Origin of the sequence: Pedococcus bigeumensis (assembly GCF_039531795.1) — a bacterium.
Lineage (GTDB): Bacteria > Actinomycetota > Actinomycetes > Actinomycetales > Dermatophilaceae > Pedococcus > Pedococcus bigeumensis.
The window spans coordinates 101136-126731 of record NZ_BAAAQS010000002.1 but is presented as its reverse complement, the minus strand read 5'-3'; the positions used below and the strand labels follow the sequence as shown (position 1 = coordinate 126731).

The 25596-nt window shown below is 71.1% G+C and carries 24 protein-coding genes and 1 tRNA gene; 16 read left to right on the top strand and 9 right to left on the bottom strand.

The annotated features are described in order from the left end of the window. Positions 1 to 206: 206 nt before the first annotated feature. The 4 genes from metG (at position 207) to rsmA (ending at position 5339) form a co-directional block, all read left to right on the top strand. Entirely contained in the window at positions 207 to 2048 is a 1842-nt protein-coding gene (gene metG / locus ABD262_RS09890) for a methionine--tRNA ligase (RefSeq protein ID WP_344134953.1), read from the top strand. Then, positions 2017 to 2895, top strand: coding sequence for a TatD family hydrolase (locus ABD262_RS09885; protein ID WP_425564840.1), 879 nt, complete (start codon positions 2017 to 2019; stop codon positions 2893 to 2895). The genes metG and ABD262_RS09885 overlap by 32 nt, the downstream gene beginning before the upstream one ends. A 257-nt stretch (positions 2896 to 3152) precedes the next feature. After that, positions 3153 to 4304, top strand: coding sequence for a resuscitation-promoting factor (locus tag ABD262_RS09880; protein ID WP_344134950.1), 1152 nt, complete (start codon positions 3153 to 3155; stop codon positions 4302 to 4304). Positions 4305 to 4475: 171 nt separating this feature from the next. Further along, complete coding sequence (gene rsmA / locus ABD262_RS09875) at positions 4476 to 5339, top strand: 16S rRNA (adenine(1518)-N(6)/adenine(1519)-N(6))-dimethyltransferase RsmA (RefSeq protein WP_344134947.1); 864 nt, start codon at positions 4476 to 4478, stop codon at positions 5337 to 5339. 7 nt (positions 5340 to 5346) lie between these two features. Here rsmA and ABD262_RS09870 read toward each other — a convergent pair whose 3' ends face one another. Both ABD262_RS09870 and ABD262_RS09865 read right to left on the bottom strand, forming a co-directional pair. Next, a complete protein-coding gene (locus tag ABD262_RS09870) occupies positions 5347 to 7869 on the bottom strand; it encodes a DUF4153 domain-containing protein (protein WP_344134944.1) in 2523 nt (840 codons plus the stop codon). Further along, on the bottom strand, positions 7866 to 8567 hold the full coding sequence (locus ABD262_RS09865; protein WP_344134941.1) for a response regulator transcription factor: 702 nt from the start codon (positions 8565 to 8567) through the stop codon (positions 7866 to 7868). The genes ABD262_RS09870 and ABD262_RS09865 overlap by 4 nt, the downstream gene beginning before the upstream one ends. A gap of 153 nt (positions 8568 to 8720) precedes the next feature. Between ABD262_RS09865 and ABD262_RS09860 the strand changes: the two genes are divergently transcribed. Both ABD262_RS09860 and ABD262_RS09855 read left to right on the top strand, forming a co-directional pair. Further along, on the top strand, positions 8721 to 9656 hold the full coding sequence (locus tag ABD262_RS09860) for a 4-(cytidine 5'-diphospho)-2-C-methyl-D-erythritol kinase (RefSeq protein ID WP_344134938.1): 936 nt from the start codon (positions 8721 to 8723) through the stop codon (positions 9654 to 9656). Positions 9657 to 9663: 7 nt separating this feature from the next. Beyond that, positions 9664 to 11532 (top strand): ABC-F family ATP-binding cassette domain-containing protein, encoded by a 1869-nt coding sequence (locus tag ABD262_RS09855; protein WP_344134935.1) that lies wholly within the window; start codon positions 9664 to 9666, stop codon positions 11530 to 11532. Positions 11533 to 11631: 99 nt separating this feature from the next. Here the strand turns inward: ABD262_RS09855 and ABD262_RS09850 are convergent, their stop codons facing one another. Continuing rightward, entirely contained in the window at positions 11632 to 12132 is a 501-nt protein-coding gene (locus ABD262_RS09850; RefSeq protein ID WP_344134932.1) for a MarR family winged helix-turn-helix transcriptional regulator, read from the bottom strand. A 74-nt stretch (positions 12133 to 12206) separates the two neighbouring features. Here ABD262_RS09850 and ABD262_RS09845 point away from each other — a divergent pair, with 74 nt between their 5' ends. Beyond that, positions 12207 to 13013 (top strand): methyltransferase domain-containing protein, encoded by an 807-nt coding sequence (locus ABD262_RS09845; RefSeq protein ID WP_344134929.1) that lies wholly within the window; start codon positions 12207 to 12209, stop codon positions 13011 to 13013. Between the two features lie 45 nt (positions 13014 to 13058). Further along, positions 13059 to 13400: a VOC family protein gene (locus tag ABD262_RS09840; protein WP_344134926.1), complete on the top strand. Its 342-nt coding sequence runs from the start codon at positions 13059 to 13061 to the stop codon at positions 13398 to 13400. A gap of 54 nt (positions 13401 to 13454) precedes the next feature. On the opposite strand, the gene ABD262_RS09835 is transcribed toward ABD262_RS09840, so the two are convergent. Next, positions 13455 to 14108, bottom strand: coding sequence for an O-methyltransferase (locus tag ABD262_RS09835; RefSeq protein ID WP_344134923.1), 654 nt, complete (start codon positions 14106 to 14108; stop codon positions 13455 to 13457). Positions 14109 to 14118: 10 nt separating this feature from the next. Then, positions 14119 to 14718 (bottom strand): TetR/AcrR family transcriptional regulator, encoded by a 600-nt coding sequence (locus ABD262_RS09830; protein ID WP_344135357.1) that lies wholly within the window; start codon positions 14716 to 14718, stop codon positions 14119 to 14121. An 83-nt stretch (positions 14719 to 14801) separates the two neighbouring features. Here ABD262_RS09830 and ABD262_RS09825 point away from each other — a divergent pair, with 83 nt between their 5' ends. After that, on the top strand, positions 14802 to 15659 hold the full coding sequence (locus ABD262_RS09825) for an N-acetylmuramoyl-L-alanine amidase (protein WP_344134920.1): 858 nt from the start codon (positions 14802 to 14804) through the stop codon (positions 15657 to 15659). Between the two features lie 33 nt (positions 15660 to 15692). Here the strand turns inward: ABD262_RS09825 and ABD262_RS09820 are convergent, their stop codons facing one another. Then, positions 15693 to 16682: an acyl-CoA desaturase gene (locus ABD262_RS09820; RefSeq protein WP_344134917.1), complete on the bottom strand. Its 990-nt coding sequence runs from the start codon at positions 16680 to 16682 to the stop codon at positions 15693 to 15695. 207 nt (positions 16683 to 16889) lie between these two features. Here ABD262_RS09820 and ABD262_RS09815 point away from each other — a divergent pair. Next, positions 16890 to 16971 (top strand) — tRNA-Gln (locus ABD262_RS09815). 58 nt (positions 16972 to 17029) lie between these two features. On the opposite strand, the gene ABD262_RS09810 is transcribed toward ABD262_RS09815, so the two are convergent. After that, a complete protein-coding gene (locus ABD262_RS09810; RefSeq protein WP_344134914.1) occupies positions 17030 to 18403 on the bottom strand; it encodes a protein kinase domain-containing protein in 1374 nt (457 codons plus the stop codon). A 264-nt stretch (positions 18404 to 18667) separates the two neighbouring features. Here ABD262_RS09810 and ABD262_RS09805 point away from each other — a divergent pair, with 264 nt between their 5' ends. Continuing rightward, positions 18668 to 18940 carry a PspC domain-containing protein gene (locus ABD262_RS09805; RefSeq protein ID WP_344134912.1) on the top strand — a complete coding sequence of 91 codons (273 nt, stop codon included), beginning with the start codon at positions 18668 to 18670 and terminating at the stop codon, positions 18938 to 18940. Positions 18941 to 19053: 113 nt separating this feature from the next. Here ABD262_RS09805 and ABD262_RS09800 read toward each other — a convergent pair whose 3' ends face one another. Beyond that, on the bottom strand, positions 19054 to 19518 hold the full coding sequence (locus ABD262_RS09800; protein ID WP_344134909.1) for a hypothetical protein: 465 nt from the start codon (positions 19516 to 19518) through the stop codon (positions 19054 to 19056). 298 nt (positions 19519 to 19816) lie between these two features. Here ABD262_RS09800 and glmU point away from each other — a divergent pair, with 298 nt between their 5' ends. Continuing rightward, positions 19817 to 21271 (top strand): bifunctional UDP-N-acetylglucosamine diphosphorylase/glucosamine-1-phosphate N-acetyltransferase GlmU, encoded by a 1455-nt coding sequence (gene glmU, locus ABD262_RS09795; RefSeq protein WP_425564844.1) that lies wholly within the window; start codon positions 19817 to 19819, stop codon positions 21269 to 21271. Next, entirely contained in the window at positions 21268 to 22248 is a 981-nt protein-coding gene (locus ABD262_RS09790) for a ribose-phosphate diphosphokinase (protein WP_344134903.1), read from the top strand. Before glmU ends, ABD262_RS09790 begins: the two co-directional genes overlap by 4 nt. Positions 22249 to 22312: 64 nt before the next feature. Here ABD262_RS09790 and ABD262_RS09785 read toward each other — a convergent pair whose 3' ends face one another. Further along, complete coding sequence (locus ABD262_RS09785; RefSeq protein WP_344134900.1) at positions 22313 to 22861, bottom strand: CGNR zinc finger domain-containing protein; 549 nt, start codon at positions 22859 to 22861, stop codon at positions 22313 to 22315. Between the two features lie 110 nt (positions 22862 to 22971). Here ABD262_RS09785 and ABD262_RS09780 point away from each other — a divergent pair, with 110 nt between their 5' ends. The 3 genes from ABD262_RS09780 (at position 22972) to pth (ending at position 25483) form a co-directional block, all read left to right on the top strand. Then, positions 22972 to 23955, top strand: a complete 984-nt coding sequence (locus tag ABD262_RS09780; protein WP_344134898.1) for an EamA family transporter — start codon at positions 22972 to 22974, stop codon at positions 23953 to 23955. A 151-nt stretch (positions 23956 to 24106) separates the two neighbouring features. Further along, on the top strand, positions 24107 to 24796 hold the full coding sequence (locus tag ABD262_RS09775) for a 50S ribosomal protein L25/general stress protein Ctc (RefSeq protein ID WP_344134895.1): 690 nt from the start codon (positions 24107 to 24109) through the stop codon (positions 24794 to 24796). A gap of 84 nt (positions 24797 to 24880) precedes the next feature. Further along, positions 24881 to 25483 (top strand): aminoacyl-tRNA hydrolase, encoded by a 603-nt coding sequence (gene pth / locus ABD262_RS09770; protein WP_344134892.1) that lies wholly within the window; start codon positions 24881 to 24883, stop codon positions 25481 to 25483. The last annotated feature ends 113 nt before the right edge of the window (positions 25484 to 25596 follow it).

The following is a 25596-nucleotide window of genomic DNA, read 5'->3' as shown; positions in this document are numbered from 1 at the left end:
TGTTGCGTTGCGGTGGTCACCCGGGTCGCGATTCCGCCTCTGGTGACGATCTGCGCGCAACAGGTGCGGGACGGAGACGACTTGTTGCGTTGCGGTGGTCACCCGGGTCGCGATTCCGCCTCTGGTGACGATCTGCGCGCAACAAGTCGGGCGGGGGCGGCCGGGAGCGCCCGAAATGCGTTTGGCCCGCCCCCTAGGATTCAGCCGTGAGCAAAGTCCTGTCTGCCGTCGCCTGGCCGTACGCCAACGGCCCCCGGCACCTCGGCCACGTGGCCGGGTTCGCCATCCCCTCCGACGTCTTCAGCAGGTACATGCGGATGGCCGGCCACGACGTCCTGATGGTCAGCGGCTCCGACGAGCACGGCACCCCGATCCTCGTCCTGGCCGACAAGGAAGGCGTCACGCCGCAGCAGCTCGTCGACACCAACCACGCGATCATCGCCGCGGAGCTGGCCGACCTCGGCTGCTCCTACGACCTCTACACGCGCACCACGACGGCCAACCACTACTCGGTGGCGCAGGAGCTGTTCACCCAGGTCTGGAAGAACGGCTACATGGTCGAGCAGACCACGAGCGGCGCCATCTCGCCGTCGACCGGACGCACGCTGCCCGACCGCTACATCGAGGGCACCTGCCCGATCTGCTCCTACCCCGAGGCGCGCGGCGACCAGTGCGACAACTGTGGCAACCAGCTCGAGCCGACCGACCTGATCAACCCGCGGTCGAAGATCAACGGCGAGGTCCCGGAGTTCATCGAGACCCAGCACTTCTTCCTCGACCTCCCCGCGCTCGCCGACGCACTGCGCGAGTGGCTCGCCGGGCGGGCAGAGAGCGGCACCTGGCGTCCGAACGTCATCAAGTTCAGTCTCAACATCCTCGACGACATCCGTCCGCGCGCGATGACCCGCGACATCGACTGGGGCATCCCCGTCCCGCTCGACGGCTGGCGCGACCAGCCGGCCAAGCGGCTCTACGTCTGGTTCGACGCCGTCATCGGCTACCTGTCCGCCTCGGTCGAGTGGGCCCGCCGCCAGGGAGACGCCGAGCGCTGGCGCGAGTGGTGGAACGACCCCGAGGCGCTGTCCTACTACTTCATGGGCAAGGACAACATCACCTTCCACTCACAGATCTGGCCGGCCGAGCTGCTCGGGTATGCCGGTCGCGGGGCTCGCGGGGGCGAGCCCGGTCAGTTCGGGGTGCTCAACCTGCCGACCGAGGTCGTGTCGAGCGAGTACCTCACGATGGAGGGCAAGCAGTTCTCCACGTCGCGCGGCTACGTCATCTACATCCGCGACGTGCTGGAGCGCTACGGCCCCGATGCGATCCGCTACTACATCTGCGCCGCCGGGCCGGAGAACCAGGACGCCAACTTCACCTGGGCCGAGTTCGTGCAGCGCAACAACTCCGAGCTCGTCGCAGGCTGGGGCAACCTGGTGAACCGCACGGCCGCGATGGTCGCCAAGAGCTTCGGCGAGATCCCCCAGCCCGGGGCGCTCGAGCCGGTCGACGAGGCGGTCCGCGCGAAGGTGCTCGAGGCATTCGACGTGGTCGGCGACCTGCTGGCGAAGCAGCGGATCAAGTCCGCGGTCGCCGAGGCGATGCGGACCGTCGGCGAGGTCAACAAGTACGTCACCGACACCGAGCCGTTCAAGCTCAAGGGCGACGACCAGCGTGAGCGGCTCGCCACCGTGCTGCACACGCTGACCCAGTGCGTGGCCGACCTGAATCGCATCCTGGCGCCGTTCCTGCCCCACTCGTCCAACGCGGTCCACGCCGCGTTCGGCGGCGAGGGCACCTTCATGCCGATGCCGGCGCTCGAGCAGGTCTGCGGGCTCGACGATGACGCCGACCGCAGCTACCCGATCATCACGGGGGAGTACTCGCAGACCCCCCGCTGGGCGTCCCAACCCGTGGTCGTCGGGGCCACTGTGGTGAAGCCCACTCCGATCTTCACCAAGCTCGACGATGCGGTCGTCGAGGAGGAGCTGTCCCGCCTGCGCGGCGAAGCCCCGGGTGATGGTGACATCCCTGGTGATGGCGAAGGCTGACCCCGCGACCGGCGGCCACCACCGGGTGCCGGACGCCCCCGACCCCCTCCCGATCCCGGTCGTGGACAACCACACGCACCTCGACATCGCCCGCGACGGCGAGGACGCGCCCGACGTGGCCGCCGCCATCGCGGCGGCCAAGGCGGTCGGCGTCGACCGGCTGGTGCAGATCGGCTGCGACCTGCCGGGCGCACGGTTCACCGTCGACATGGTCGACCGGCACCCGGCGATGCTGGGAGGCGTCGCCCTCCACCCCAACGAGGCACCCCGGCTCGCCGAGGCCGGGACGCTCGACGCGGCATACGCGGAGATCGAGCAGCTGGCCACCCACCCGCGGGTACGGGTCATCGGCGAGACCGGGCTCGACTACTACCGCACGGGCCCGGATGGCGTTGGCGTGCAACAGGACTCGTTCCGGTGGCACATCGACCTCGCCAAGCGCACGGGCAAGGCCCTGCAGATCCATGACCGCGACTCGCATGACGACGTGCTGCGCATCCTCGAGGAGGAGGGTGCGCCCGAGCGGACCGTGATGCACTGCTTCTCCGGCGACGTCTCGATGGCGCGCACCTGCGCCGACCGCGGCTACTACCTGTCGTTCGCCGGGACGGTGACCTTCAAGAACGCCCGGGGGTTGCGTGACGCGCTCTCGGTGACGCCGCTCGACCGCGTCATGGTCGAGACGGACGCGCCCTACCTCACGCCCTCGCCGTGGCGCGGAGCGACCAACGCCCCCTACCTCGTGCCGCTCACGATCCGCGCGATGGCGGGGGTCATGGGTGTCGCGGTGCCGACGCTGTGCCAGGCCGTGAGCGACAACGCGGAGTCCGTCTACGGCCCGTGGTGAAGCCCCATAGCGGACCTCGGAATCACATCGGTGTGTCTTGGCGCAAAGCCGACGCGGCCGTTACCAAAATTTGACCTTTGCCGAAAAGGTGGTCATGGTGGATGACTGTTGGCCGGGGTCGGACCCTCCGGGTGACGCGAAGCAGGGGTTGTTCCAACCGCCACGACGGCGGGTCAGAGCGGCCCCTCTGCCTTTGCCCGCGGGCACGGGATCCACGCCCCTTGCACCATCGGGGCGCGGGGCGCGACACCACACCGATGCCCGGGGAGTACGAACTCTGGAGCATCGTGATCACCCGTCCCGTTCGACGCATCGCCCAAGCCGCGGTCGTCACCAGCCTTGTTGCTGGCGCCGTCGGCGTCTCGCACCTTGACAAGTCCGTCACCCTCTCGGTGGACGGCAAGGCTTCCACAGTGCACGCCTTCGGAAGCACTGTCGGTGACATCCTCAAGAAGCAGGACATCTCGATTCGTGAGCACGACGTGGTCGTCCCTGCGCCCGGCGCCCAGGTCGCCGATGGCCAGAAGATCGTGGTCCGCTACGGACGCAAGCTGACCGTCACCATCGACGGACGCACCCGTGACTACTGGACCACCGCCACCACCGTCTCGGCCGCACTGCAGGAGCTCGGCATCCGCGCCGACTCCGCCAAGCTGTCGGCCTCCCGTTCCATGCCACTCGGCCGCCAGGGCCTGGTCCTCTCCGTGACCACGCCCAAGCAGGTCGTCGTCCGTGCCGACGGCAGGAACCGCACCGTGACGACCACCGGCGCCACCGTCGCCGACGTGCTGTCCGAGCTGAAGATCACCAAGGACTCCGACGACCGGGTCAAGCCCGGGACGACGACCGCGGTCACGCCCGGTCTGAAGATCGCCGTCCTGCGCGTGACCTCCAAGGAGGTCAAGGAGACCAAGGCCATCGCGGCGCCCGTCACCCGCAAGTCGGACTCCAGCCTCTACAAGGGCCAGACGAAGACGCTCAAGGCAGGCTCCGCCGGCGCCAAGGTGGTCACCTACAAGGTGACCAAGGTCGACGGCAAGGTCGAGAGCAAGAAGGTCCTCTCGGCCACCGTGACGCAGCGCCCGGTCAGCCGGGTCGTCGCCGTGGGCACCAAGGCCCGTCCGGTCGCGACGCGCGACCCGGGCAACACCGGCGCCGGCATCAACCTGTCCAACGCCGCCATGTGGGACCGCATCGCCCAGTGCGAGTCCGGTGGCAACTGGTCGATCAACACCGGCAACGGCTACTACGGCGGGCTGCAGTTCGACATCAGCTCGTGGTTGGCCAACGGTGGCGACGACTTCGCGTCGCGCCCCGACCTGGCCTCGCGTGCGGAGCAGATCACCGTCGCGAACCGCTACTACGCCAAGGCCGGTCTCGGCCCGTGGGGTTGCGCGCACGCCGCCTGACCCAGCACAGACACCCGGCAGAGCAGCATCGCCTGCTTCGCCCGGCAGAGCAGCATCGCCTGCTTCGCCCGGCCCAGGTCCGCCTCACCCGAGAACGTTTGTCGGGTGAGGCGGACCTTTGTCCCATGACCCGATCAAGGTGGGGCGCGAGTGTCCCCTAGAGTCGGCGGCATGGTCGAGCAGAGCGGGTTCTTGGGGGCTGCGCAGATCCGGGAGATCGCCGCCGACCTGGGGCTGCGCCCGACCAAGCAGTGGGGCCAGAACTTCGTCGTCGACGCCAACACGGTCAAGCGGATCGTGCGCCTGGCCGGGGTCTCGGCTGACGACTCCGTCGTCGAGGTGGGCCCCGGTCTGGGTTCGCTCACCCTCGCCCTGCTCCCCGAGGTCGGTCACGTCACCGCGGTGGAGGTGGACCCGAGCCTGGCCAAGGCGCTGCCGGGCACGGTCAGCCGGCTCGCACCGGCATACGCCGACCGCTTGACCCTGGTGCAGGCCGACGCGATGCAGGTGCGCGAGCTGCCCGACCCGCAACCCACTGCCCTCGTCGCGAACCTGCCCTACAACGTCTCCGTGCCCGTCGTGCTCAACTTCCTCGAGGCGTTCCCCACCCTCGAGCGCGTGCTGGTGATGGTGCAGCTCGAGGTCGCCGAGCGACTCGCGGCCAAGCCCGGCTCGAAGGCCTACGGCGTGCCGAGCGTCAAAGCCGCGTGGTATGCCGCGGTGCGGCTCGCGGGGACCGTGCCCCGCAGCGTGTTCTGGCCGGTTCCGAACGTCGAGTCCGGCCTGGTGCTGCTGGAACGTCGCGCGGCGCCGATCACGACGGCGAGCCGACGCGACACCTTCGCCTGCATCGACGCGGCGTTCGCGCAGCGGCGCAAGACCCTCCGGGCCGCCCTGGCCGGGTGGGCGGGGTCGGCGCCCCGGGCCGAGGAGTGCCTGCGCGCGGCCGGGATCGACCACCGGACCCGGGGTGAGCAGCTCGGCATCGACGAGTTCGCTGCCATCGCCGCCGCCCGGTCGACCCTCGCCGACTGACCCACCGTCACCGGGTCGGGTGGCAGACGTCGCCCGCGGGCTCGCTGGTGGCGATCGGCCGCTCGGCCAGCAGGTCGCGCGCCAGGGACCGACCGAGGTTCCACTCCAGCCAGTCGTCGCCGGTCGGCCTGGACAGCTCGCCGGTCCCGGTGACACACGCGAACGCGTCCTGCGGCAGCTGCCAGATCGCGGGGTAGGCGTCGGCGGACAGGCTGGCCAGGTAGCCGTAGTCGGTCCCGCTGGCCGAGTCGACCCGCGCGATGTTCTGCTCGGCGATGTAGAGGTCGGGGTTGACGACGGCCAGTCCCAGCAGGCCGACCGCTCCGAGCCGCACGGCCATCGGCACCAGCCACCCGCGTGCCTTCACGACGCCGGAGGCCATCACCAGGAGGACCACCACGCCGAGCCAGCCCTCGAAGACGGAGACGAGCAGGCGCAGGCGGGTGAACCCGTAGGCCTCTTCGTAGAGGTTCATCCGGTGCAGCGCGGAGACCACCACGACGATGGTCATCAGGCAGAGGACGCCCAGGGCCAGGTCGCGCGAGCGGCCCGGCGTGGCCTTGCGGGCGGCCCACGCGACCACGGTCAGCGTCAGGATGGTCGCCACGGTCAGCTGGCCGAACCCCTCGTGCACGTAGTCGGCGTAGGTGAGGCCCGTGGTGCGCTGCAGGTAGTCGTGGCCACCGAACAGGGCCGTGGCCTGCGCGGCCAGGAAGAGCAGGAACACCGCGTTGACGACCGTGACCGGCGCCAGCCACTCGAACTGCCGGCGGCTGGGACGCAGCGGCAGCTGCAGTCGGTCGACCGCCGGGGGAGCCATGCTGACGTATGCCGCGGCGAGGGTCCCTGCCGCGATGAACACGGCCAGGACGACACGGGCCGGCAGGTCGTTCCAGGTGATGTCTGGGGTGATCCTGTCGACCCAGGAGGCGAACAGCGCATCCGCGGAGGCGAACAGTGCGCCGAAGACGAGCAGCAGCACCACCGAGACGAGGGCGGTCCGAGCAGCCGGGAGCCACGCCGCGATGCTGGTGCGCGGCTTGAGCGTGCGCCCCAGCCACGGCAGCCCCCGCAGGCTCGCGAGGGGCACGGCCGCGGCCGTCGCGAGCAGGCCGACCACGCTGCGGGCGCGGGTCGAGTTGACCGCGGCCAGGGCGAGGGCGGCCAGGAGGCACAGGACGGTGATCCACTCGGCGGCGCGCAGGACGAGGGTCGCGAGCAGCAGGGCGACCACGGCGGCGTCCACGGCGTCGCGCCAGGACCAGCGCGGCGCCGTCCCTCGCGCGGTCCGGGCGGCGAAGACCGTCGCGACGACCGCGGCGAACACCAGCGCCGTGCCGAGCCCCAGGCTTCGGTTGGGGATGACCAGGGCGGCGGCCGCCCCGGTCGCCAGCGCGGCCGCGACGATCGCGGGACGGCGGCGTGGTGCGTCCGGCCAGTACGACGCGAGCGAGTCACGCGGTGGCGCCGGAGGGCTCTCCGGGAGCGGGGCGGGTGGGGTGAGGGTGCTCATGACGGGCTCCTTCGTGGTGGTCGGACGGTCCGCGTCCGTCGGAAGCAGGACGTCGATGCGGCAGCCCAGGTCGCTGTCGGCGACGGCGATGCTGCCGCTGTGCAGCTGGGCGACCCAGCGCGAGATGGCCAGGCCGAGGCCGGTGCCGCTGTTGTGGGCCGCGCTGGTGGTGAAGCGCTCGAACACCGCACGACGGTCGGAGGCGGCGATGCCGGGTCCCTCGTCGGCGACGGCGACCAGCACGTCGCTGCCGGCCGGCTCCGCGGTGACCTGGACCAGGCCACCCGGCGGGCTGTGGCGCGACGCGTTGTCGATGAGGTTGGCGAGCAGCTGGTGCAGCCGATCGGGGTCGGCGGGCACGGTCAGCGTCTCCGGGTGGACCGTCACGGCGTAGCGCAGGCCGTCGACCCGGGCTTGCGCGACGGCCTCGGTCAGGAAGTCCGACAGCCGGATCTCCTTGACCCGCAACGGGGTCACGCCCTCCTCGACGCGCGAGAGGTCGAGCAGGTCGTTCACCAGCCGGCCGAGCCGCTCGGTCTGGGCCAGCGCGAGGCGGAGCTCCTCGGGCCCCGGTTCGGAGACCCCGTCGACGAGGTTCTCGAGCACGGCCTGCAGGGCGGAGATCGGCGTGCGCAGCTCGTGCGACACGTTGGCCACCAGGTCGCGTCGCTGGCGGTCGACGAGCTCGAGCGTGGCTGCCATCCGGTTGAAGGCCCGAGCCAGCTCGCCGACCTCGTCGCGCGAGGTGGCCTGCACCCGTCGGGAGTAGTCACCGGTCGCCATCTGCTGGGCGGCCTGGGTCATCTCGCGCAGCGGCGAGGTCATGCCGCGCGCCAACAGCTGGGTGACGCCGAGCGCAGCCAGGACTGCGACCGGCACGGTGGCCCACGGAGAGAGGCCGGCGCGCGTCCCCAGGACCGCCAGGACGGACGCGACGGTGACCGTCACCGCGACGAGCAGGCCGAGCTTGACCTTGATCGACCGGATGGTGTCGAGCGGTCGCACGTCGTATCTCACCGCCCCACCTCCAGGGCGTAACCGACGCCGTGGACGGTGCGCAGGAGGTCGGCACCGAGCTTGCGCCGCAACGACTTCACGTGGCTGTCGACGGTGCGGGTGCCTGAGGCGTCGGCCCAGCCCCACACCTCGGCCAGCAGCGCCTCGCGGGTCAGGACCGTGCCCGGGCGGGCGGCGAGGCACGCCAGCAGGTCGAACTCGGTGGGCGTCAGGTGCACCTCGTCGTCGCGCGACCAGACCCGGCGCTGGGCGCCGTCGATGCGCAGCCCGTTCACGTCGACCGTGGGTGGTGCGTGGTTCGCGGCCCCCGCGCCCGCTGCGGCGGCCCGCTCCACCCGCCGCAGCAGGGCGCGGATCCGCGCCACCAGCTCACGCATGGAGAAGGGCTTGGTCATGTAGTCGTCGGCGCCGATCCCGAGCCCCACCAACAGGTCGGTCTCGTCGTCCCGGGCGGTGAGCATCAGCACGGGCACCGGTCGGCTGGCCTGGAGCCGGCGGCACACCTCGTGGCCGTCGAGGCCCGGAAGCATCACGTCGAGCACCACCAGCTGGGGGTCCCACGCGGCGGCGCGGTCGAGGGCGAGGAGCCCGTCGTGCACCTGCTGGACGTCGAAGCCCTCGGCGACCAGCCGGGCGGCGATCGCCTCGGCGATGGTGGGCTCGTCCTCGACGACCAGGACGCGGGGCTTGGTACTCACGTTCTCGAGAGTAGGAGAGCGACCACGCAGGGGAGGCGGAGATGGTGTGAAGGTTCTGTGCAGATGTGCTGGTCAGCCGTGCGGGGCCGGGGCCGGCGCTGGCGGGGACGAGCCGATCCGCACGCTGACCCGCACCCCGTTAGGGTGGCGGCCATGACCTCTGCAGCCCTGCCGCCGTCGTCGGTGACGGTGCGCGTCCCTGCGAAGGTCAACCTCGAGCTCCTCGTCGGTGCACCGCGCGAGGACGGTTACCACCCGCTCTCGACGATCTTCCACGCGGTCAACCTCTTCGACGAGGTGACCGTCATGAGCGCGCCGGAGTGGGGCATCGCCGTGTCGGGCCCCCAGTCGCTGGGGGTGCCCGTCGACGGCACCAACCTCGCTGCGCGGGCGGCCCAGCGGCTGGCGGAGGTGAGCGGCGTCGACGAACCGGTGCACATCACGATCCGCAAGGACATCCCCGTCGCGGGTGGCATGGCCGGCGGCTCGGCCGACGCGGCCGCCACCCTGGTCGCGTGCGACCACCTCTGGGGCACCGGGCTCAGCCGGGCCGAGCTGGAGGAGATCGCGGCCAGTGTCGGGAGCGACGTGCCCTTCCTGCTCGGTGGCGGCACCGCCATGGGGTCGGGTCGCGGTGAGGTGCTGGCGCCGGTGCTCGCGCGGGGCAGCTACCACTGGGTCTTCGCCCTCAGCGAGGGCGGGCTCTCCACGCCTGCGGTGTATGCCGAGTGCGACCGGCTGCGCGGTGACCGTCCGGTCCCCGAGCCCGCACCGAGCCCGGAGATGATGACGGCGCTGCGCTCCGGGGACGCCCGCGCCCTGGGTGCGGCCCTGACCAACGACCTGCAGGCCGCCGCGATCTCGCTGATGCCCGCTCTCGGTGACGTGCTCGACGCAGGCCTGGAGTTCGGCGCCCTGGGTGGCGTCGTGTCCGGGTCCGGGCCGACCGTCGCCTTCGTCGCGGAGTCCAACGAGGCAGCCCTCGACCTGGCCGTGTCGCTCACCGCCTCCGGAGCCGTGCAGGACGTGCGCAGGGCGACCGGCCCGGCCCACGGCGCCCACGTCATCAGCGCCCCACGGCCGGGCTGACCAGCCGATGGCCAACCTCATCAGTGTCGAGCGCGCCTCCCTGGCCCTCGGCACGGCACAGGTGCTCGACGAGGTCTCCCTCGGCGTGCTCGGTGGCGACCGCATCGGCGTGGTGGGCCGCAACGGTGGCGGCAAGACCACGCTGCTGCGCGTCCTGGCCGGTCAGCGCGACGTCGACACCGGACGCGTCACCCGCGCGGGTGTCTCCAGCGTCGGCGTGCTCGCCCAGGAGGACGTCCTCGACCCCGGGCACACGGTGCGCGAGGCCGTGCTCGGTGACCTCGCCGAGCACGTCTGGGCCGGCGACCCCCGCATCCGCGACGTCCTGACGGGGCTGCTCGGCGGGATCGGCGCCGAGTCGGTCGGCGGGTTCGACGCGCTCGTCGGCCCGCTGTCGGGCGGCGAGCGGCGCCGCCTCGCGCTGGCCCGGCTGCTCGTCCAGGACCCCACCGTGCTGTTCCTCGACGAGCCGACCAACCACCTCGACGTCGAGGGGGTCGCCTGGCTGGCCGAGCACCTCGTGCGGCACCGCGCGCGCCCCGACAACGCCGTCGTGGCCATCACCCACGACCGCTGGTTCCTCGACGCGATCGCCACCTTCACCTGGGAGGTCGTCGACGGCAAGGTCAACGCCTTCGAGGGCGGCTACGCGGCCTACGTGCTGGCCAAGGCCGAGCGCGAGCGGATGGCCCAGGTCACCGCCGAACGCCGCGACAACCTGCTCCGCAAGGAGCTCGCCTGGCTGCGCCGCGGCCCGCCGGCGCGCACCTCGAAACCGAAGTTCCGCATCGACGCGGCCAACACCCTCATCGCCGACGAGCCGCCCCCGCGCGACGACGTCGAGCTGACACGCTTCGCCACGACCCGCCTCGGCAAGGACGTGGTCGACCTCATGGACGCCTCCGTGACCCTCGGCGACCGGCTGCTGCTCGACCGCATCACCTGGCACCTCGCGCCGGGGGACCGCGTCGGGATCGTCGGCGTCAACGGCGCGGGCAAGTCGACGTTGCTGCGCGCCATCGCCGGCACCATCCCGTTGTCCTCGGGCAAGCGCAAGCAGGGGGTGACCGTGCGGCTCGCCTACCTCACGCAGGAGGTGCGCGAGCTGGAGCGGTATGCCGACTGGCGCGTCATCGAGGCGATCGAGGACGTCCGCAAGTACATCCGGCTGGGCAAGAAGGAGATCAGCGCCGCCCAGCTCGCCCAGCGGCTCGGCTTCACCGGTGGCCGCCAGCAGACCCGGGTGTCCGACCTCTCCGGTGGCGAGCGGCGCCGGCTACAGCTGACCCGGCTGCTGATGGACGAGCCCAACGTGCTGCTCCTCGACGAGCCCACCAACGACCTCGACATCGAGACGCTGACCTCGCTCGAGGACGTCCTCGACGGCTGGGCCGGCACGCTGCTCGTCGTGTCACACGACCGCTACCTGCTCGAGCGCGCCTGCGACAAGCAGGTCGCGCTGATGGGTGACGGCAAGATCCGCGAGCTGCCCGGTGGCGTCGAGCAGTACCTCGAGCTGCGGCACGCCCAGCCCGCCCCGACGCTCGCGACTCGTCCGTCAGGGGCGGCGTCGTCCGTCGGCGCGGGGGACTCGTCGGCGCTCGGCCGCGGCTCGGCAACCCCGTCAGCGGCTGCCGCGACCCCGGCTCCCACGCACAGCCCGGCCGAGCTGCGCGAGGCCCGCAAGGACATGGCTCGGGTCGAGAAGCAGCTCGCCCGGCTCGCGCAGCGCGAGGAGCGAATCCACGCCGAGATGGCCGAGTCGGCCACCGACCACGCGAAGGTGCTGACCCTCAACGGCCAGCTGCGCGAGATCGTCGACGAGCGTGAGGGGCTCGAGCTCGAGTGGCTCGCAGCCGCCGAGATCGTCGGCTGAGCCCGGCTCGCTCGGCGCGCAGGGGCCGAGATCGTCGGCTGAGCCCGGCTCGCTCGGCGCGCAGGGGCTGCGGCGGGGCTGACGCAGGGACTGAGCCGCTCAGGCCTCGAAGGGGGACAGTAACCGCCGCAGCATCGCGGCCAGCTCGTCGCGGTCGTCGGTCGACAGCTCCGCGAGCAGGTCGCGCTCGCGGTCGAGCAGGTCGGCCATCGCGTCGTCGACGGTGCGCTGCCCCGTGGGGGTGAGGCGCACGATGACGCCTCGACGGTCCGAGGGGTCGGGGCTGCGGCTGACCAGCCCGCGTCGCTCCAGCCGGTCGACCCGGTTGGTCATGGTGCCGCTCGTGACCAGGGTCTGCCGGATCAGCTGACCGGGCGAGAGCTGGTAGGGCGACCCGGCGCGACGCAGCGCCGAGAGGACGTCGAACTCCCAGCCCTCGAGCTGGTGGCGGGCGAAGGCCTGCACGCGGTCGAGGTCCAGCCTGCGCGCCAGCCGCGACACCCGGGACAGGACCTGGAGCGGGGCGACGTCGAGGTCGGGCCGCTCGCGCCGCCATGCCTCGACGATGCGGTCGACGTCGTCGGGCGGGGGAGTCGACATGGTGACAACTCTACCCTCCATCAAGTATCTTGATATCAAGATAACTGCCCGAAGACGTCGGAAGGTTCGCCCTCATGAGCACCACGTGGGATCCCCAGCAGTACGCGAGATTCTCCGACCACCGGTCCAGGCCGTTCGGCGACCTGATGGCACGGGTGGGCGCGGTGGACCCGGGGGTCGTGGTCGACCTCGGTTGCGGCAACGGCCCCCTGACCCTCTCCCTGGCCGAGCGGTGGCCCGAGGCTCGCATCATCGGGGTCGACCACTCTCCCCAGATGCTCGAGGCGGCGCGGGTGCTCGACACCAGTGGCCGCGTCGAGTGGGTGGAATCCGATGTGGCGCAATGGGATCCGGCAACCTTGGGCGCACCGGCCGATGTCATCGTCACCAATGCGACGCTGCAGTGGGTGCCGGGCCACCTCGACCTCCTCACCCAGTGGGCAGCCGGGCTGGCCCCAGGCGGATGGCTCGCGATGCAGGTGCCCGGCAACCTCGACGCGCCCTCGCACGCCCTGATGCGCGAGGTCGCCCGCGACCACCCCGACGCCGACCTCCTCCGGCCGGCCCTCGAGCGCCTGGTGGTCGAGCCGCCGGCGGTCTACGTCGAGCTGCTCGGGAGTGTCGGCCTCGACGTCGACGGCTGGGAGACGACCTACCAGCACGTCCTCGACCCTGCTGGGGAGCAGGCGAACCCGGTGCTGGAGTGGGTGCGCGGGACCGGGCTGCGGCCGGTGCTCGACGCGCTGACCGACCGGGCCCGGCGCGACGCGTTCCTGGCGGACTACGACGCCAGGCTGCGCGCGGCATACCCACGGACGCCGATCGGCGTCGTCTTCCCGTTCCGCCGCATCTTCCTCGTGGCCCACCGTCCCGCTGGCTGAGGAAACCTGGTCGCCGCGCGGGCGCGAGCCGCCTACCTTCTGACCATGACCTCCTTCGTGAAATCCGTGACCTTCGACTGTGCGAGCGCGCTGGTGCTCGCTGGCTTCTGGGCTGCGGCCCTCGGGTCCAACGTCGACGAGGACAGCACCGACGACAAGGCGTGGGTCGAGCCGGCCGGCTGGGGTGGCCCCACGCTGTGGTTCCAGCGGGTCCCCGAGGGCAAGACCGCGAAGAACCGGCAGCACTTCGACCTGCGCGCCATGGGCTCGGTCGGTGACGAGGTCGGCCGACTGGTGGCGCTGGGGGCCACCGTCCTGCGCGACGACGGCGGCGAACTCGTGGTGATGGCCGACCCCGAGGGAAACGAGTTCTGCGTCGAGTCCTGACCCAGCCCACTTCCGGGCAGAGCTCGCGGGCGACAGCGATCGGGACCCTTCAGGTCAGAGCTTGCGGGCGATCGTCAGTCCGTCGAAGGCGGTCAGCATGACGACCTCGACCCGCTCGTCCGCCGCGACCAGGTCGTTGAACGCCCGCAGCGCCGCGACGGTGTCGTCCGACGTGTCGTCGTCGGCGATCTCCCCGCTCCACAACACGTTGTCGGCCAGGAGCAGGCCGCCGGGTCGGACCCGGGGCACCAGCTCCGACCAGTAGTCGGCGTAGCCGCCCTTGTCGGCGTCGATGAAGACGAGGTCGACCGCGAGCTCGGTCGGCAGGGACCGGAGCGTGTCGAGGGCGGGCGCGATGCGCAGGTCGATCCGGTCGGCGACCCCGGCGGCCCGCCAGGCCTCCTGCCCGATCGCGGTCCACTCTTCGCTGATGTCGCAGCACACCAGGGTGCCGCCCTCGGCCAGCCCGCGGGCGATGCAGAGGCTCGAGTAGCCGGTGAACGTGCCCACCTCGACGGCCACGCGGGCGCCGACCAGGTGCGTGAGCATGGTCAGGAGCTGCCCCTGGTCGTCGCCGATCTGCATCCCGGCGGGGCCGCCGAGCGCGCGCGTACGCTCCTGCAGCTCGCGCACCACCGGGTCCGGCCGCCAGGAACTGTGCGCGGCGGCGTAGTCGCGGACCGCGTCGGTGACCAGGAACGAACGCATGACCGTCAGGTTAGCCCGCGGTGATGAGAGCCGGCTTCTTCTCGAGGCCGGCCAAACCGTTCCAGGCGAGGTTGACCAGGTGCGCCGCGACGTCGGCCTTCTTCGTCTTGCGCGAGTCCAGCCACCACTGGCCGGTGAGCGCCACCATGCCGACGAGCATCTGCGCGTAGAGGGGAGCGGTCTTCGGGTCGAGCCGGCGACGCTTGAACTCCGCCGCGAGGATGTGCTCGACCTGGCTGGCGACGTCGGAGATGAGGCTCGCGAACGACCCCGTCGACTGCCCGGCCGGGCTGTCGCGCACGAGGATCCGGAAGCCGTCGGTGTTGCTCTCGATGTAGTCGAGCAGGGCGCCTGCGGCCCGCTCGAGCGTCTCGCGGCTGTTGAGCTCGGCGCTCAGGGCGCCGGTGATGCCGCCGAGCAGAGCGGCGATCTCACGGTCGACGACGACGGCGTAGAGGCCCTCCTTGCCACCAAAGTGTTCGTAGACGACCGGCTTCGAGACGCTCGCCTTCGCAGCGATCTCCTCGACGGTCGTGCCCTCGAAACCCTTGTCCGCAAACAGTTTCCGGCCGACCTCGATCAGCTGCTCGCGCCGTTGCTTGCCGGTCATGCGGGAGCGGGAGCTCGGGGTCGTGGACTTCTCGCGGGCGTCGGTCACACGGTCCATCATGCCTCCTGCGTAGCGTGGTGGTCGTGAAGGGCAGCGCCGGGTATGCCGGTGGAGCGAGACGGTTCGCGATGGCGGCCGCCGTCGTGGTCGCCCTGCTGGTGCTCGGCGTGGCCCTCGACCGTGGCCTGCTCGGACGGGCCGAGTCCGCGACGCGGAGCTGGGTGGCCGGGGTCCGCGACGGAGGGCCGACACCCGCGACACCGGCGACCACGGGCGGCTCGCGCGGCTCGGGCGGCTCCGGCGGCTCGGCCGCGGGCCCGGCGCCGGGTCAGACCACCGCGCCACCTGCGCTCGACGTCCCCGCCGCGCCGCGCATCGTGGCCGACCACCTGCGGTTCGGGGCGAAGCGCAAGGCCGAGACGGCGGCATACGCCGAACGTCACTACGGCACGCGCACCGCGCGGCTGCGGCCCACCATGATCGTGCTGCACTACAGCGAGAGCGACACCTACGCCTCGGTCCGATCGCTGTTCGAAGCCGACCTGCCCAACCGTGGTGAGGAGCCGGGGACCTGCGCGCACTACGTCGTCGACCAGGACGGGACGATCCACGAGCTGGTGCCACCCACGCTCGTGTGCCGCCACACGGTGGGGCTCAACCACGTCGCGGTCGGGATCGAGTTCGTCCAGTCGTCGCGCGGGCACGACCCTCGCTGGGCGACCCGGCAGGTGCTGGCTCGGCGGGCGCAGGTGGCTGCTGGGGTCGCGCTCGTGGAGCACCTCCAACGCCGGTTCGCGATCTCCGACGACGACGTGATCGGGCACGCGATGGCCAACCAGGCCAACGAGTTCCGTGACCTCGAGGGCTGGCACAACGACCACGTGGACTGGCAGGCGCCGGAGGTCGCGGCGTTCCGCGGCCTGCTGACCACGGCTCCCTGACCCGCGGGCCGGGTCGGGCACCGCGAGGGGACGTCAGGCGGCCGCGACCCGCCGGGCCTCGATCCGCTTGGCCACCGGCCAGCGCACGTCGGTGGCCCAGCCGAGCTTCTCGAACGCCCAGATGACGCGCGCCGTCGAGTCGATCTGACCCTTCTCGACGCCGTGCCGGGCGCAGGTCGGGTCGGCGTGGTGCAGGTTGTGCCAGGACTCGCCCATCGACAGGAAGGCCAGCCACCAGACGTTGCCGGACCTGTCACGGCTCTTGAACGGCCGCTCGCCGATGGTGTGGCAGATCGAGTTGATCGACCAGGTCACGTGGTGCAGCAGCGAGACCCGCACCAGCGAAGCCCAGAAGAAGGCGGTCAGCGCGCCCTGCCAGCTCATCGACCACAGCCCACCGACCAGGGCGGGGAACAGCATCGAGCCGGCCACGATGAGGGGGAAGGCACGGTCGACCTTCTGCAGGTCGGGGTCGGCGACCAGGTCGGGTGCGTACTTGCTGCGGGGCGTCTGCTCGATGTCGAACAGCCACCCGGTGTGCGCCCACCAGAGTCCCTTGGCGAGCGCCGGGATCGTCTCGCCGTAGCGCCACGGGCTGTGCGGGTCGCCGTCGCGGTCGGAGAACGCGTGGTGGCGACGGTGGTCGGCGACCCAGCGCACCACGGGTCCCTGGATGGCCATCGAGCCCGCCACCGCCAAGGCGATCTTGAGGCCGCGGTTGGCCTTGAAGGACCCGTGCGTGAAGTGGCGGTGGTAGCCGACGGTGATGCCGTGCCCGGCGATCGCGTACATCACGACGAAGATGACGATGTCGTGCCATCCCAGTCCCCAGCCCCACGCCACCGGGACGGCCGCGAGGAGGGCGAGGAACGGGATACCGATGAACAGCGCCAGCGCGACCTGTTCGCCGCCGCGCTTCAGCTCGGGTTCGACGGTCGCGGGCGCTGGCACGGAGGTCGGCGGCGCCGACGCGAGGGCCGGTGTCGCGGGAGCGGACTGTGCGGAGGGGGTCGCGGTCGTCATCGCCGGGGAACCTTCCTTCGAGTGGTCGCCACGGAGGCATCGTCGTCAACTTACGAAACCGTAACCTACGGATTCGTAAGTTGTCATCGGGAGCGAGGGCTCCCCGCGCAGTCCCGCTGGTCGACCCCGGCAGGCTGCGGTGCCGGGGTATGCCGCGTGCTTGGCTACCCTTGGCTGATCCCCACAGCGCTTCGGTGTCTGGGGCGTTCCCCGGTTGGTCTGCTGGCAGGGCCCGCCTGACTTTGAATCAGGACAAGCGACGTAGGTTCGATTCCTACCCGGGGAGCCACTGCCGCGCGAGTCGTCGGGTGTCCGGCGGGCTCCCGTCAGCTCCCGCCTGGGGCGGGTCAGGCGGACTGCAGGTTCTGCATCCGCTGTTCGAGGTCGTGCATGACGATGGCGGCCAGGTCCTCGAGCGTCAGCACCTCTGCGGCCGACAGAGTCCGTGGAGCGCGGTCGATGATGCACAGCGTGCCGAGGTTGTACCCGTCGCCGGTGCGCAGGGGGATCCCGGCATAGAACTGCAGCCCCAGCTCGCCGGCGACCAACGGGTTGGCCAGCGTCCGCGGGTCGAGGCGGGCGTCCTCGATGATCCATGGCTCGGGTTGTCGGACCGCGGAGGCGCACAGACCTGGTTCCCGGCCGACCTGGGTGACCTCGAGCCCGTGGTGGGACTTGAACCAGATGCGGTCCTCGTCCACGACACTCACGATGGCGATGGGCACGGAGAACAGTCGGGCAGCCAGCGCCGTGATCCGGTCGAACGCGCCGTCCGCGGGCGTGTCGAGGATCTGGTAGCGGCGGACGGCCTGCATCCTCGCCACCTCGTCGGTGAGGGCGGCCGGTCGAGTGTGCGCGAGCCGACCGAACTCGGCGATGGCGAGCTCACCGAGAGCCAGGGCGGCGTCACGCGCGGATGGGCGGGCCGCGGGGTCGGTGGCCGTCATCGCCCTCAGCAGCCAGGTCCACTGCGAGTCGAGGTCGGCCGGGATCTCGGGACGCTGGAGCAGCCGGGCGAGGGCGCTGGGCAACGGGTCCCCGGGGAAGGCGCGCACGCCGGTGAGGCACTCGAGCAGCACCAGGCCGAGGGAGTAGACGTCGCTCGGCGGACCGACGGTCTCGCCCTTGGCCTGCTCGGGGCTGACGTAGGCGGCAGTTCCGACGAAGGCCCCGTTGGCGTCGGTGAGGGGGGCCTCGGCCAGGACGGCGATGCCGAAGTCCGTCAGCTTCGCGCGCAGCCGACTGGCCGTCTTGCCGTAGTCGAACACCATGATGTTGGCGGGTTTGACGTCACGGTGGATCACGCCGTGGGCGTGCACGTAGGCGAGCGCCTTGGCGATGTCACGACCGAGCTGCGCGACGTCGACGGCGGGCAGGGCTCCGCGGGCCAGGCGGTCGCGCAGGTCGGGGCCCTCGACGAGCTCCATCACCAGGTAGATCCGCGGATGCAGCGGGTCGGACAGGTCGGAACCAGCGTCGAAGAGCGTGACCAGACAGTGGTGGTTGAGGCGCGCGAGGAGCTTGACCTCGTCCTCGTCACGGCGCAGCTCCGCCACGTCGTGAGCCTTCGGCTCGATGAGCTTGACCGCGACCTCGCGGCCCAGGAACTCGTCCCTTGCCCGGTAGACGGTGCCCACCGAACCGTGGCCGATCTCGTCCATGAGGCGGTACCGCCCCCCCAACAGGGCGCCGGTGGTCCCGGTGGCTGACACTTCCGTCACGTGCTCCCGCTCTCTCAAAATTAGACACAAGGTACGCCATGGTCGGGGTGCGTGTCGTCCTGCCCTAAACCGGGGATGACCTGCAGGTTCGTGCCGGACCCCGATTCCTCACGACCCTGAGCGCGGGACCGCGCCACCCGGGGCCCGACGGGTCGGAACCGGGGTCGGGTCAGGGGTGCACCGGATAGGCAGCGAGGTCGCCGCCGAGCACTCTTGAGGTGTCAGGGAAAGCCCCTGGCGCCAACCGAAGGAAGTGCTCCACCCATGAACGACATCCACTCGAGCTTCGCCCAGCAGGGCCTGGTCCGACCGCGTGACGAGCGCGTCCTCGGCGGCGTCGCCTCCGGCCTCGGTCGCCGGTTCGGCATCGCGCCGTGGCCCGCGCGGATCCTGTTCGTGCTGCTGCTGATGGTCATCCCCGGTAGCCAGATCCTCATCTACCCGATCCTCTGGATCCTGATGCCCTCCGAGCAGGCTGCCGTCGCCCAGGGCGCCGGCTCCACCTACCCCGGCCAGGCGCCCCACGTCGCCTCCTGACCTGACGCGAAGGACCGCAAGGAAGGGCCCGACCCCACCCTCGACGTGGACGAGGTGATGGTCGGGCCCTTCGATCTGGGGGTGCCCACCTGCCGGGAGGGCAGGTGGTCGGCTCAGCTCGTGGGTTGTGAGGACGAGCTGGAGCTGGAGCTCGAGCTCGAGGAGCTGGAGGAGCTCGACGTGGTCGACGAGCAGTAGTAGTTGGACAGGACGAACTGGCCGGTCCAGGTGTTGGGGACGTAGGCCGTGGCGTCCTTGACCAGGGTGCCGGTGAACCAGACGTCGTAGTGGGCGACCGGGCCGCTCTGCTTGGACTTGGCCACGGTCTGCGAGCTGCCGTCGGCGAGGTCGACCTCGATGGTGGCGGGGCCGGACGCGATCTGGTTGATGACGAAGTGGGCGCCGGTGACGCCACCCGGGCAGTCGCCCGCGTGGTCGGCGAGGCTCGCCTGCTTGACGTGGACCAGCATGGTGTCCGCGGCCTGAGCCGGGCCCATGCTGATGGCGATCGCCGCCGCGGCGATCATGGCGGCTCCTGCAGCCGGCAAGGTCCACCTGTTGATGGTGACTGTCCTCATGACTCCCCTTCCTGCACTCCCTGAACGGACCTCCAGTCTCACGAGCCCGGGTGGGCACCGGATCGCGTCGAAGAGCGAGCACCGCGTCCGCCCTCGGTATGAGTCCTCGTGCGTGTCGTGGTGTTTTGTCACCCTTCGGGCCAGATGACCGTGGGGAAGACGGCGGGCGACTGGCGGGTAGCATGACGCCCGTCCCGTCGCACCCGACCAGATCGCTGGAGCCTCGCGCGTGAACACCCCCACCGGCTCGCACCGCCTAGCCGCAGTCATCGTCCTCGCCGCCGGTGAGGGCACCCGGATGAAGTCCTCGACCCCCAAGGTCCTGCACCGCATCGGGGGCCGGACACTGGTCGGGCACGCGATCGCCGCGGCACGGGCGGTCAGCCCCGAGCACCTCGCCGTGGTGGTCCGCCACGAGCGTGACCTGGTGGCCGCCCACGTCGCCGAGGTCGACCCCGGGGCCGTGATCGCCGACCAGGACGAGGTCAAGGGCACCGGCCGGGCGACCGAGTGCGCCCTCGACGCATTGCCCGCCGGGCTGGAGGGCACCGTCCTGGTGACCTACGGCGACGTGCCGTTGCTGACCGGCGAGACGCTCCGGTCGCTGGTCGAGGAGCACGTCGCGACGCAGAGCGCGGTCACGGTCATCACCGCCCGGCTCGACAACCCGACCGGCTACGGACGGATCCTGCGCGGCGCCGACGACGGCGTCGAGGGGATCGTCGAGCAGAAGGATGCGACCGAGGAGCAGCGGGCGATCACCGAGATCAACTCCGGGATCTACGCGTTCGACGCCGCGGTGCTGGTGGAGGCGCTCGGCCAGGTCGGCACCGACAACGCCCAGGGCGAGAAGTACCTCACCGACGTCCTCGCCATCGCGCGCAAGGCCGGCGGCAGGGTCAGCGCCCACCTCATCGCCGACCTGTGGCAGACCGAGGGCGTCAACGACCGGGTCCAGCTCGCCCGGCTCGGCAAGGAGCTCAACCGTCGCACCACCGAGCACTGGATGCGCGAGGGCGTGACGATCATCGACCCCGGCACGACGTGGATCGACAGCGACGTCACCATCGGCCGCGACGCGACGATCCTCCCGGGCACGCAGCTGCTGGGCGCCACCACGATCGGGGAGCGCGCCACCATCGGCCCCGACACCACGCTCACCGACACCGAGGTCGGTGCGCACGCCGAGGTCAAGCGCACCGAGGCCCTCCTCGCGGTCATCGGCGAGGGCGCCACCGTCGGCCCCTTCTCCTACCTGCGCCCGGGCACCGAGCTGGGGGCGAAGGGCAAGATCGGCGGGTTCGTCGAGACGAAGAACGCCAAGATCGGTGACGGGGCCAAGGTCCCGCACCTCACGTATGCCGGTGACGCCACGATCGGGGAGGGCGCCAACATCGGGGCGGGCACGATCTTCGCCAACTACGACGGGGTGGCGAAGCACCACACCACCGTCGGGAAGCACAGCTTCGTCGGGTCAGACACCGTCCTCATCGCCCCGGTCACCATCGCCGACGGCGCCTACGTCGGCGCGGGCTCCGCGCTCACCGGCGACGTCGAGCCCGGCCAGATCGCGGTGGCCCGTGGGCGCCAGCGCAACATCGACGGCTGGGTCGCCCGGTCCCGGGCCGGCACGAAGACCGCCGAGGCGGCCGCCACAGCGCTCGCCACGGTGACACAAGACGCGGGCGAGGACGCCACCCTGGCGAGCACACGGCATACCGAAGTCTCCAGCGAAGGGCAGGCCCCAGCGTGACCGGCATCACCAAGACCACCGAGAAGAACCTGATGGTCTTCTCCGGGCGAGCCAACCCCGAGCTCGCCGAAGAGGTGGCGAGCATGCTCGGCACCAGCCTCGTCCCGACCAGTGCCTACGACTTCGCCAACGGTGAGATCTACGTGCGCTACGAGGAGTCGGTGCGCGGCTCGGACGCGTTCGTCATCCAGAGCCACACGACGCCCATCAACGAGGCGATCATGGAGCAGCTCATCATGATCGACGCGCTGAAGCGGGCCAGCGCCAAGCGGATCACGGTCGTGCTCCCCTTCTACGGCTACGCCCGGCAGGACAAGAAGCATCGCGGCCGCGAGCCGATCTCGGCCCGGCTGATGGCCGACCTGTTCAAGACGGCCGGCGCCAACCGGCTGATGGCGGTCGACCTGCACACGGCGCAGATTCAGGGCTTCTTCGACGGCCCGGTCGACCACCTGATGGCCCTGCCGATCCTCGCCGACCACGTCGCCGAGAAGTACGGGCACGAGAAGCTCGCCGTCGTCTCGCCCGATGCCGGCCGGATCAAGGTCGCCGAGCAGTGGTCGCAGCGGCTCGGACAGGCGCCGCTGGCGTTCATCCACAAGACGCGTGACATCAACCGCCCGAACGAGACCGTCGCCAACCGCGTGGTCGGTGAGGTCAAGGGCCGGGTCTGCGTCCTGGTCGACGACATGATCGACACCGGTGGCACGATCACCAAGGCCGCGGATGCGCTGATGGCCGATGGCGCCGCGGGTGTCGTCATCGCCGCGACCCACGCGATCCTCTCGGGGCCGGCGATCGACCGGCTCAAGAACTGCACCGCCTCGGAGGTCATCGTCACCAACACGCTACCCATCGACGAGGCCCACGAGTTCGACAAGCTGACCGTGCTCTCGATCGCCCCCTTGATCAGCCGGGCGATCCAGGAGGTCTTCGAGGACGGCTCGGTGACCAGCCTGTTCGACGGCCACGCCTGAGGTACGGATCGCAGAAAGTCGGCCACGGGAAGCCTGGCAAATCGGCCGAGTTTCCGTGGTTCGGTCAGGAGCTGGCCTTGCGGGCTCGGTATGCCGCGACGTTGGCCCGGTTGCCGCAGCCCCCGTCGCAGAACCGCTTGGAGCGGTTCTTCGACAGGTCGACCACCACGTCCTGGCAGTCGTCGGCCGCGCAGACCCGGAGGCGGGCGAGCTCGTCGGCGCGGATGACGTCGACCATCGCCATCGCCGCCTCCACCGCCATCCGGGTGGCGAGCGGCGCCTCGGGCGGAGTGGCGTGCAGGTGCCACGACCACTCGCCGTGCCGCACCAGCTGGGGGAGTGCGCCCGCCTCGGCCAGCAGCTCGTTGACGAGCGAGACGGCGGTGTCGGTGTCGGCGGTCCAGAGCTGCCGCAGCCGTGGCCGGAGCTCGCGCACGGCCTCGAGCTCCGCCGGGTCGCCGGTGCGCGACCCGGTCCACTCCCACTCGCGGAGGAACTCGTCGAGGTCGGCGACGGTCTCGAGGTCCTCGGTGTCGGTGGGCAGGGTGGGTGCCGTGTTGACCAGGGCTGCCGCCCCGCGCAGGGCCAGCTCCGTGTCATGGGCAAACAGCATCTTGACTCCTGACCTGCTTGATCGCTACCGTCACGAGTATAAGGCGTTTGACTACTTACATGCGGGCAGGCGGACGCGGCCCGTCGACTCGACGGGCGAAGAGGAGCGGCATGGCGACACGGTCGAAGGGCCACCCGGGTCTGGGTCTCTGGCTGGCGCTCGCCTCGGCCGCCACCTTCGGGAGCAGCGGGCCGTTCGCGAAGTCGCTGCTGGTCGAGGGCTGGAGCTCGGGCGCGATCGTCCTGCTCCGGGTCAGCGGCGCCACCCTGGTGCTGGCCGTGCCGACCGTGCTCGCGCTGCGCGGGCGGTGGTCGCTCGTCCGCAGCAACTTCCTGGCGATCCTGGCCTACGGCGCCGTCGCGGTGGCCGGGTGCCAGGTGGCTTACTTCTATGCGGTGCAGCGGCTCGACGTCGGGGTGGCCCTGCTCCTGGAGTACCTCGGTGTGGTCCTCGTCGTCCTGTGGGTGTGGCTGCGCAGCCGTCGTGCCCCCAGCGCCCTCACCGGGCTGGGCGTCGTGCTCGCCGTGGTCGGGCTGGTCCTGGTGCTCGACCTCTCCGGCCAGAGCCGCCCCGACCTCGTCGGGGTCGCGTGGGGGCTGGTCGCCGCCACGGGCCTGGCCACGTTCTTCGTCCTCGCCGCCGAGGACACCAACCTGCCGCCGGTCGCCCTCGCCGGGCTCGGCATGGGCGCGGGCTCGGTCGTCCTGGGTCTGCTCGGTGCGGTGCACGTGATCCCGCTGGAGTTCGCCGCCACCCCGGTGACGCTGATGGGGGGCGAGGCGCCCTGGTGGGTCGCCATCGGTGAGCTGGCCCTCATCGCCGCCGCCGCGGCATACCTGCTCGGGGTCACGGCGGCGCGCATGCTGGGCTCGACGGTGGCCTCGTTCGTGGGCCTCACCGAGGTGCTCTTCGCGGTGCTCTTCGCCTGGGTCCTGCTCGACGAGCTCCCCGGCCTGGTCCAGCTGGCCGGGGGCGTCTGCATCGTCGCCGGGGTCGTCGCGGTGCGCCTGGGCGAGCTGCGCCGGGCCCGCTCGGAGCGGGACGCGGCGGCCGCCGAGGACGCGGATTTCCCACTCCCCGCAGGCGTCGCCTAGACTCTCGGGGTTGCCTCGGCGAGGGACACTGCACGGCTGCCACCACCTGGGGGCCGGTCACGTCCGTAATTCGACGCGGTGTGGTCTCCGTGCTGCGCCCCGCGTCGAGGCCCACCGCATCCTCGAGTCCCCCACCGCACAGGAGATTTCCGTGTCAGACAACAAGCTCGTCGCCGAGACGCGCACGCAGTTCGGCAAGGGCGCTGCCCGCAAGATCCGCCGCGACCACAAGATCCCCGCCGTCATGTACGGCCACGGCGCCGAGCCCGTGCACATCACGCTGCCCGGCCACGACACGATGATGGCGCTGAAGGTCGCGAACGCGCTCCTCACCATCGTCATCGACGGCGAGGAGCAGCTCGCTCTGGCCAAGGACGTGCAGCGCGACGCGATCAAGCCCGTCATCGAGCACATCGACCTCGTCATCGTGCGCAAGGGCGAGAAGGTGACCGTCGACGTGCCCGTCCACGTCGAGGGCGAGGCCGCTCCGGAAACCGTCGTCACCGTCGACTCCCAGACCGTGCAGCTCGAGGTCGAGGCCACCCACATCCCGGAGAGCATCGTCGTCTCCGTCGAGGGCCTCGAGGCCGGCACGCAGATCAAGGCGTCCGAGCTCGTGCTCCCCTCCGGCTCGACCCTGGTCGTCGACGAGGACACGCTCATCGTCAACATCACCCAGCAGATCTCGCAGGAGGCGCTGGACGCCGAGATGGCAGAGGCCGAGGCCGAGGCCGGCATCGAGCACGAGGAGGCCGGCGACGCCGAGACCACCGAGGGCGAAGGTGGCGAGGCCGCCGACGGTGGCGCCGAGGGCGAGCAGGCCGAGTCCGAGGACGCCTGAGTCCCGCTCCACCCTGTATGCCGGAAGGCCAGGTCCCCCGACCAGTGTCATGGGGGACCTGGCCTTCCGGCATACTTGCGCCCCGTGAGTGACGACGGCACCTGGCTCGTGGTGGGCCTGGGCAACCCCGGCCCCAAGTACGCCGGGAACCGTCACAACGTCGGCGCCATGGTCGTCGACGAGCTCGCCTCGCGGGCCGGCGCCAAGCTCACCGCCCACAAGGCGCGAGCGTCCGCCGCCACCGTGCGGATCGGCACGCTGCCCGGTGGCGCCCCCGGACCAGCTGCCGTCGTGGCGGTGCCGTCGTCCTACATGAACGAGTCGGGCGGACCGGTCAAGGCGCTGATGAAGTTCTTCTCGGTCGAGGTCGACCGGCTGCTCGTCATCCACGACGAGCTCGACATCCCCGCCGGCGACGTCCGGCTCAAGAAGGGCGGGGGAGAGGGCGGCCACAACGGCCTGCGCTCGATCAGCTCCGCCCTCGGCACCAAGGACTACCTGCGGGTGCGCGTCGGCATCGGCCGCCCTCCCGGCCGGATGGACGCCGCCGACTTCGTGCTGCGCGACTTCGGCACGACGGAGCGCAAGGAGCTCCCGTTCCTCATCGGCGACGCCGCGGACGCCGCGGAGATGGTCGTGGTGGAGGGCCTGGTGGCGGCCCAGCAGAAGTTCCACTCCCCGGTCTGAGGGTCTTCCGCACCCAACCGGCACCATCCCGCCCTGAACGGCACCACCCTCTCCCCCAAACGGTGGAGAGGGGTACGGCATACCCCGTAGTCAAGGTGAGGTTGTCTGGCCTA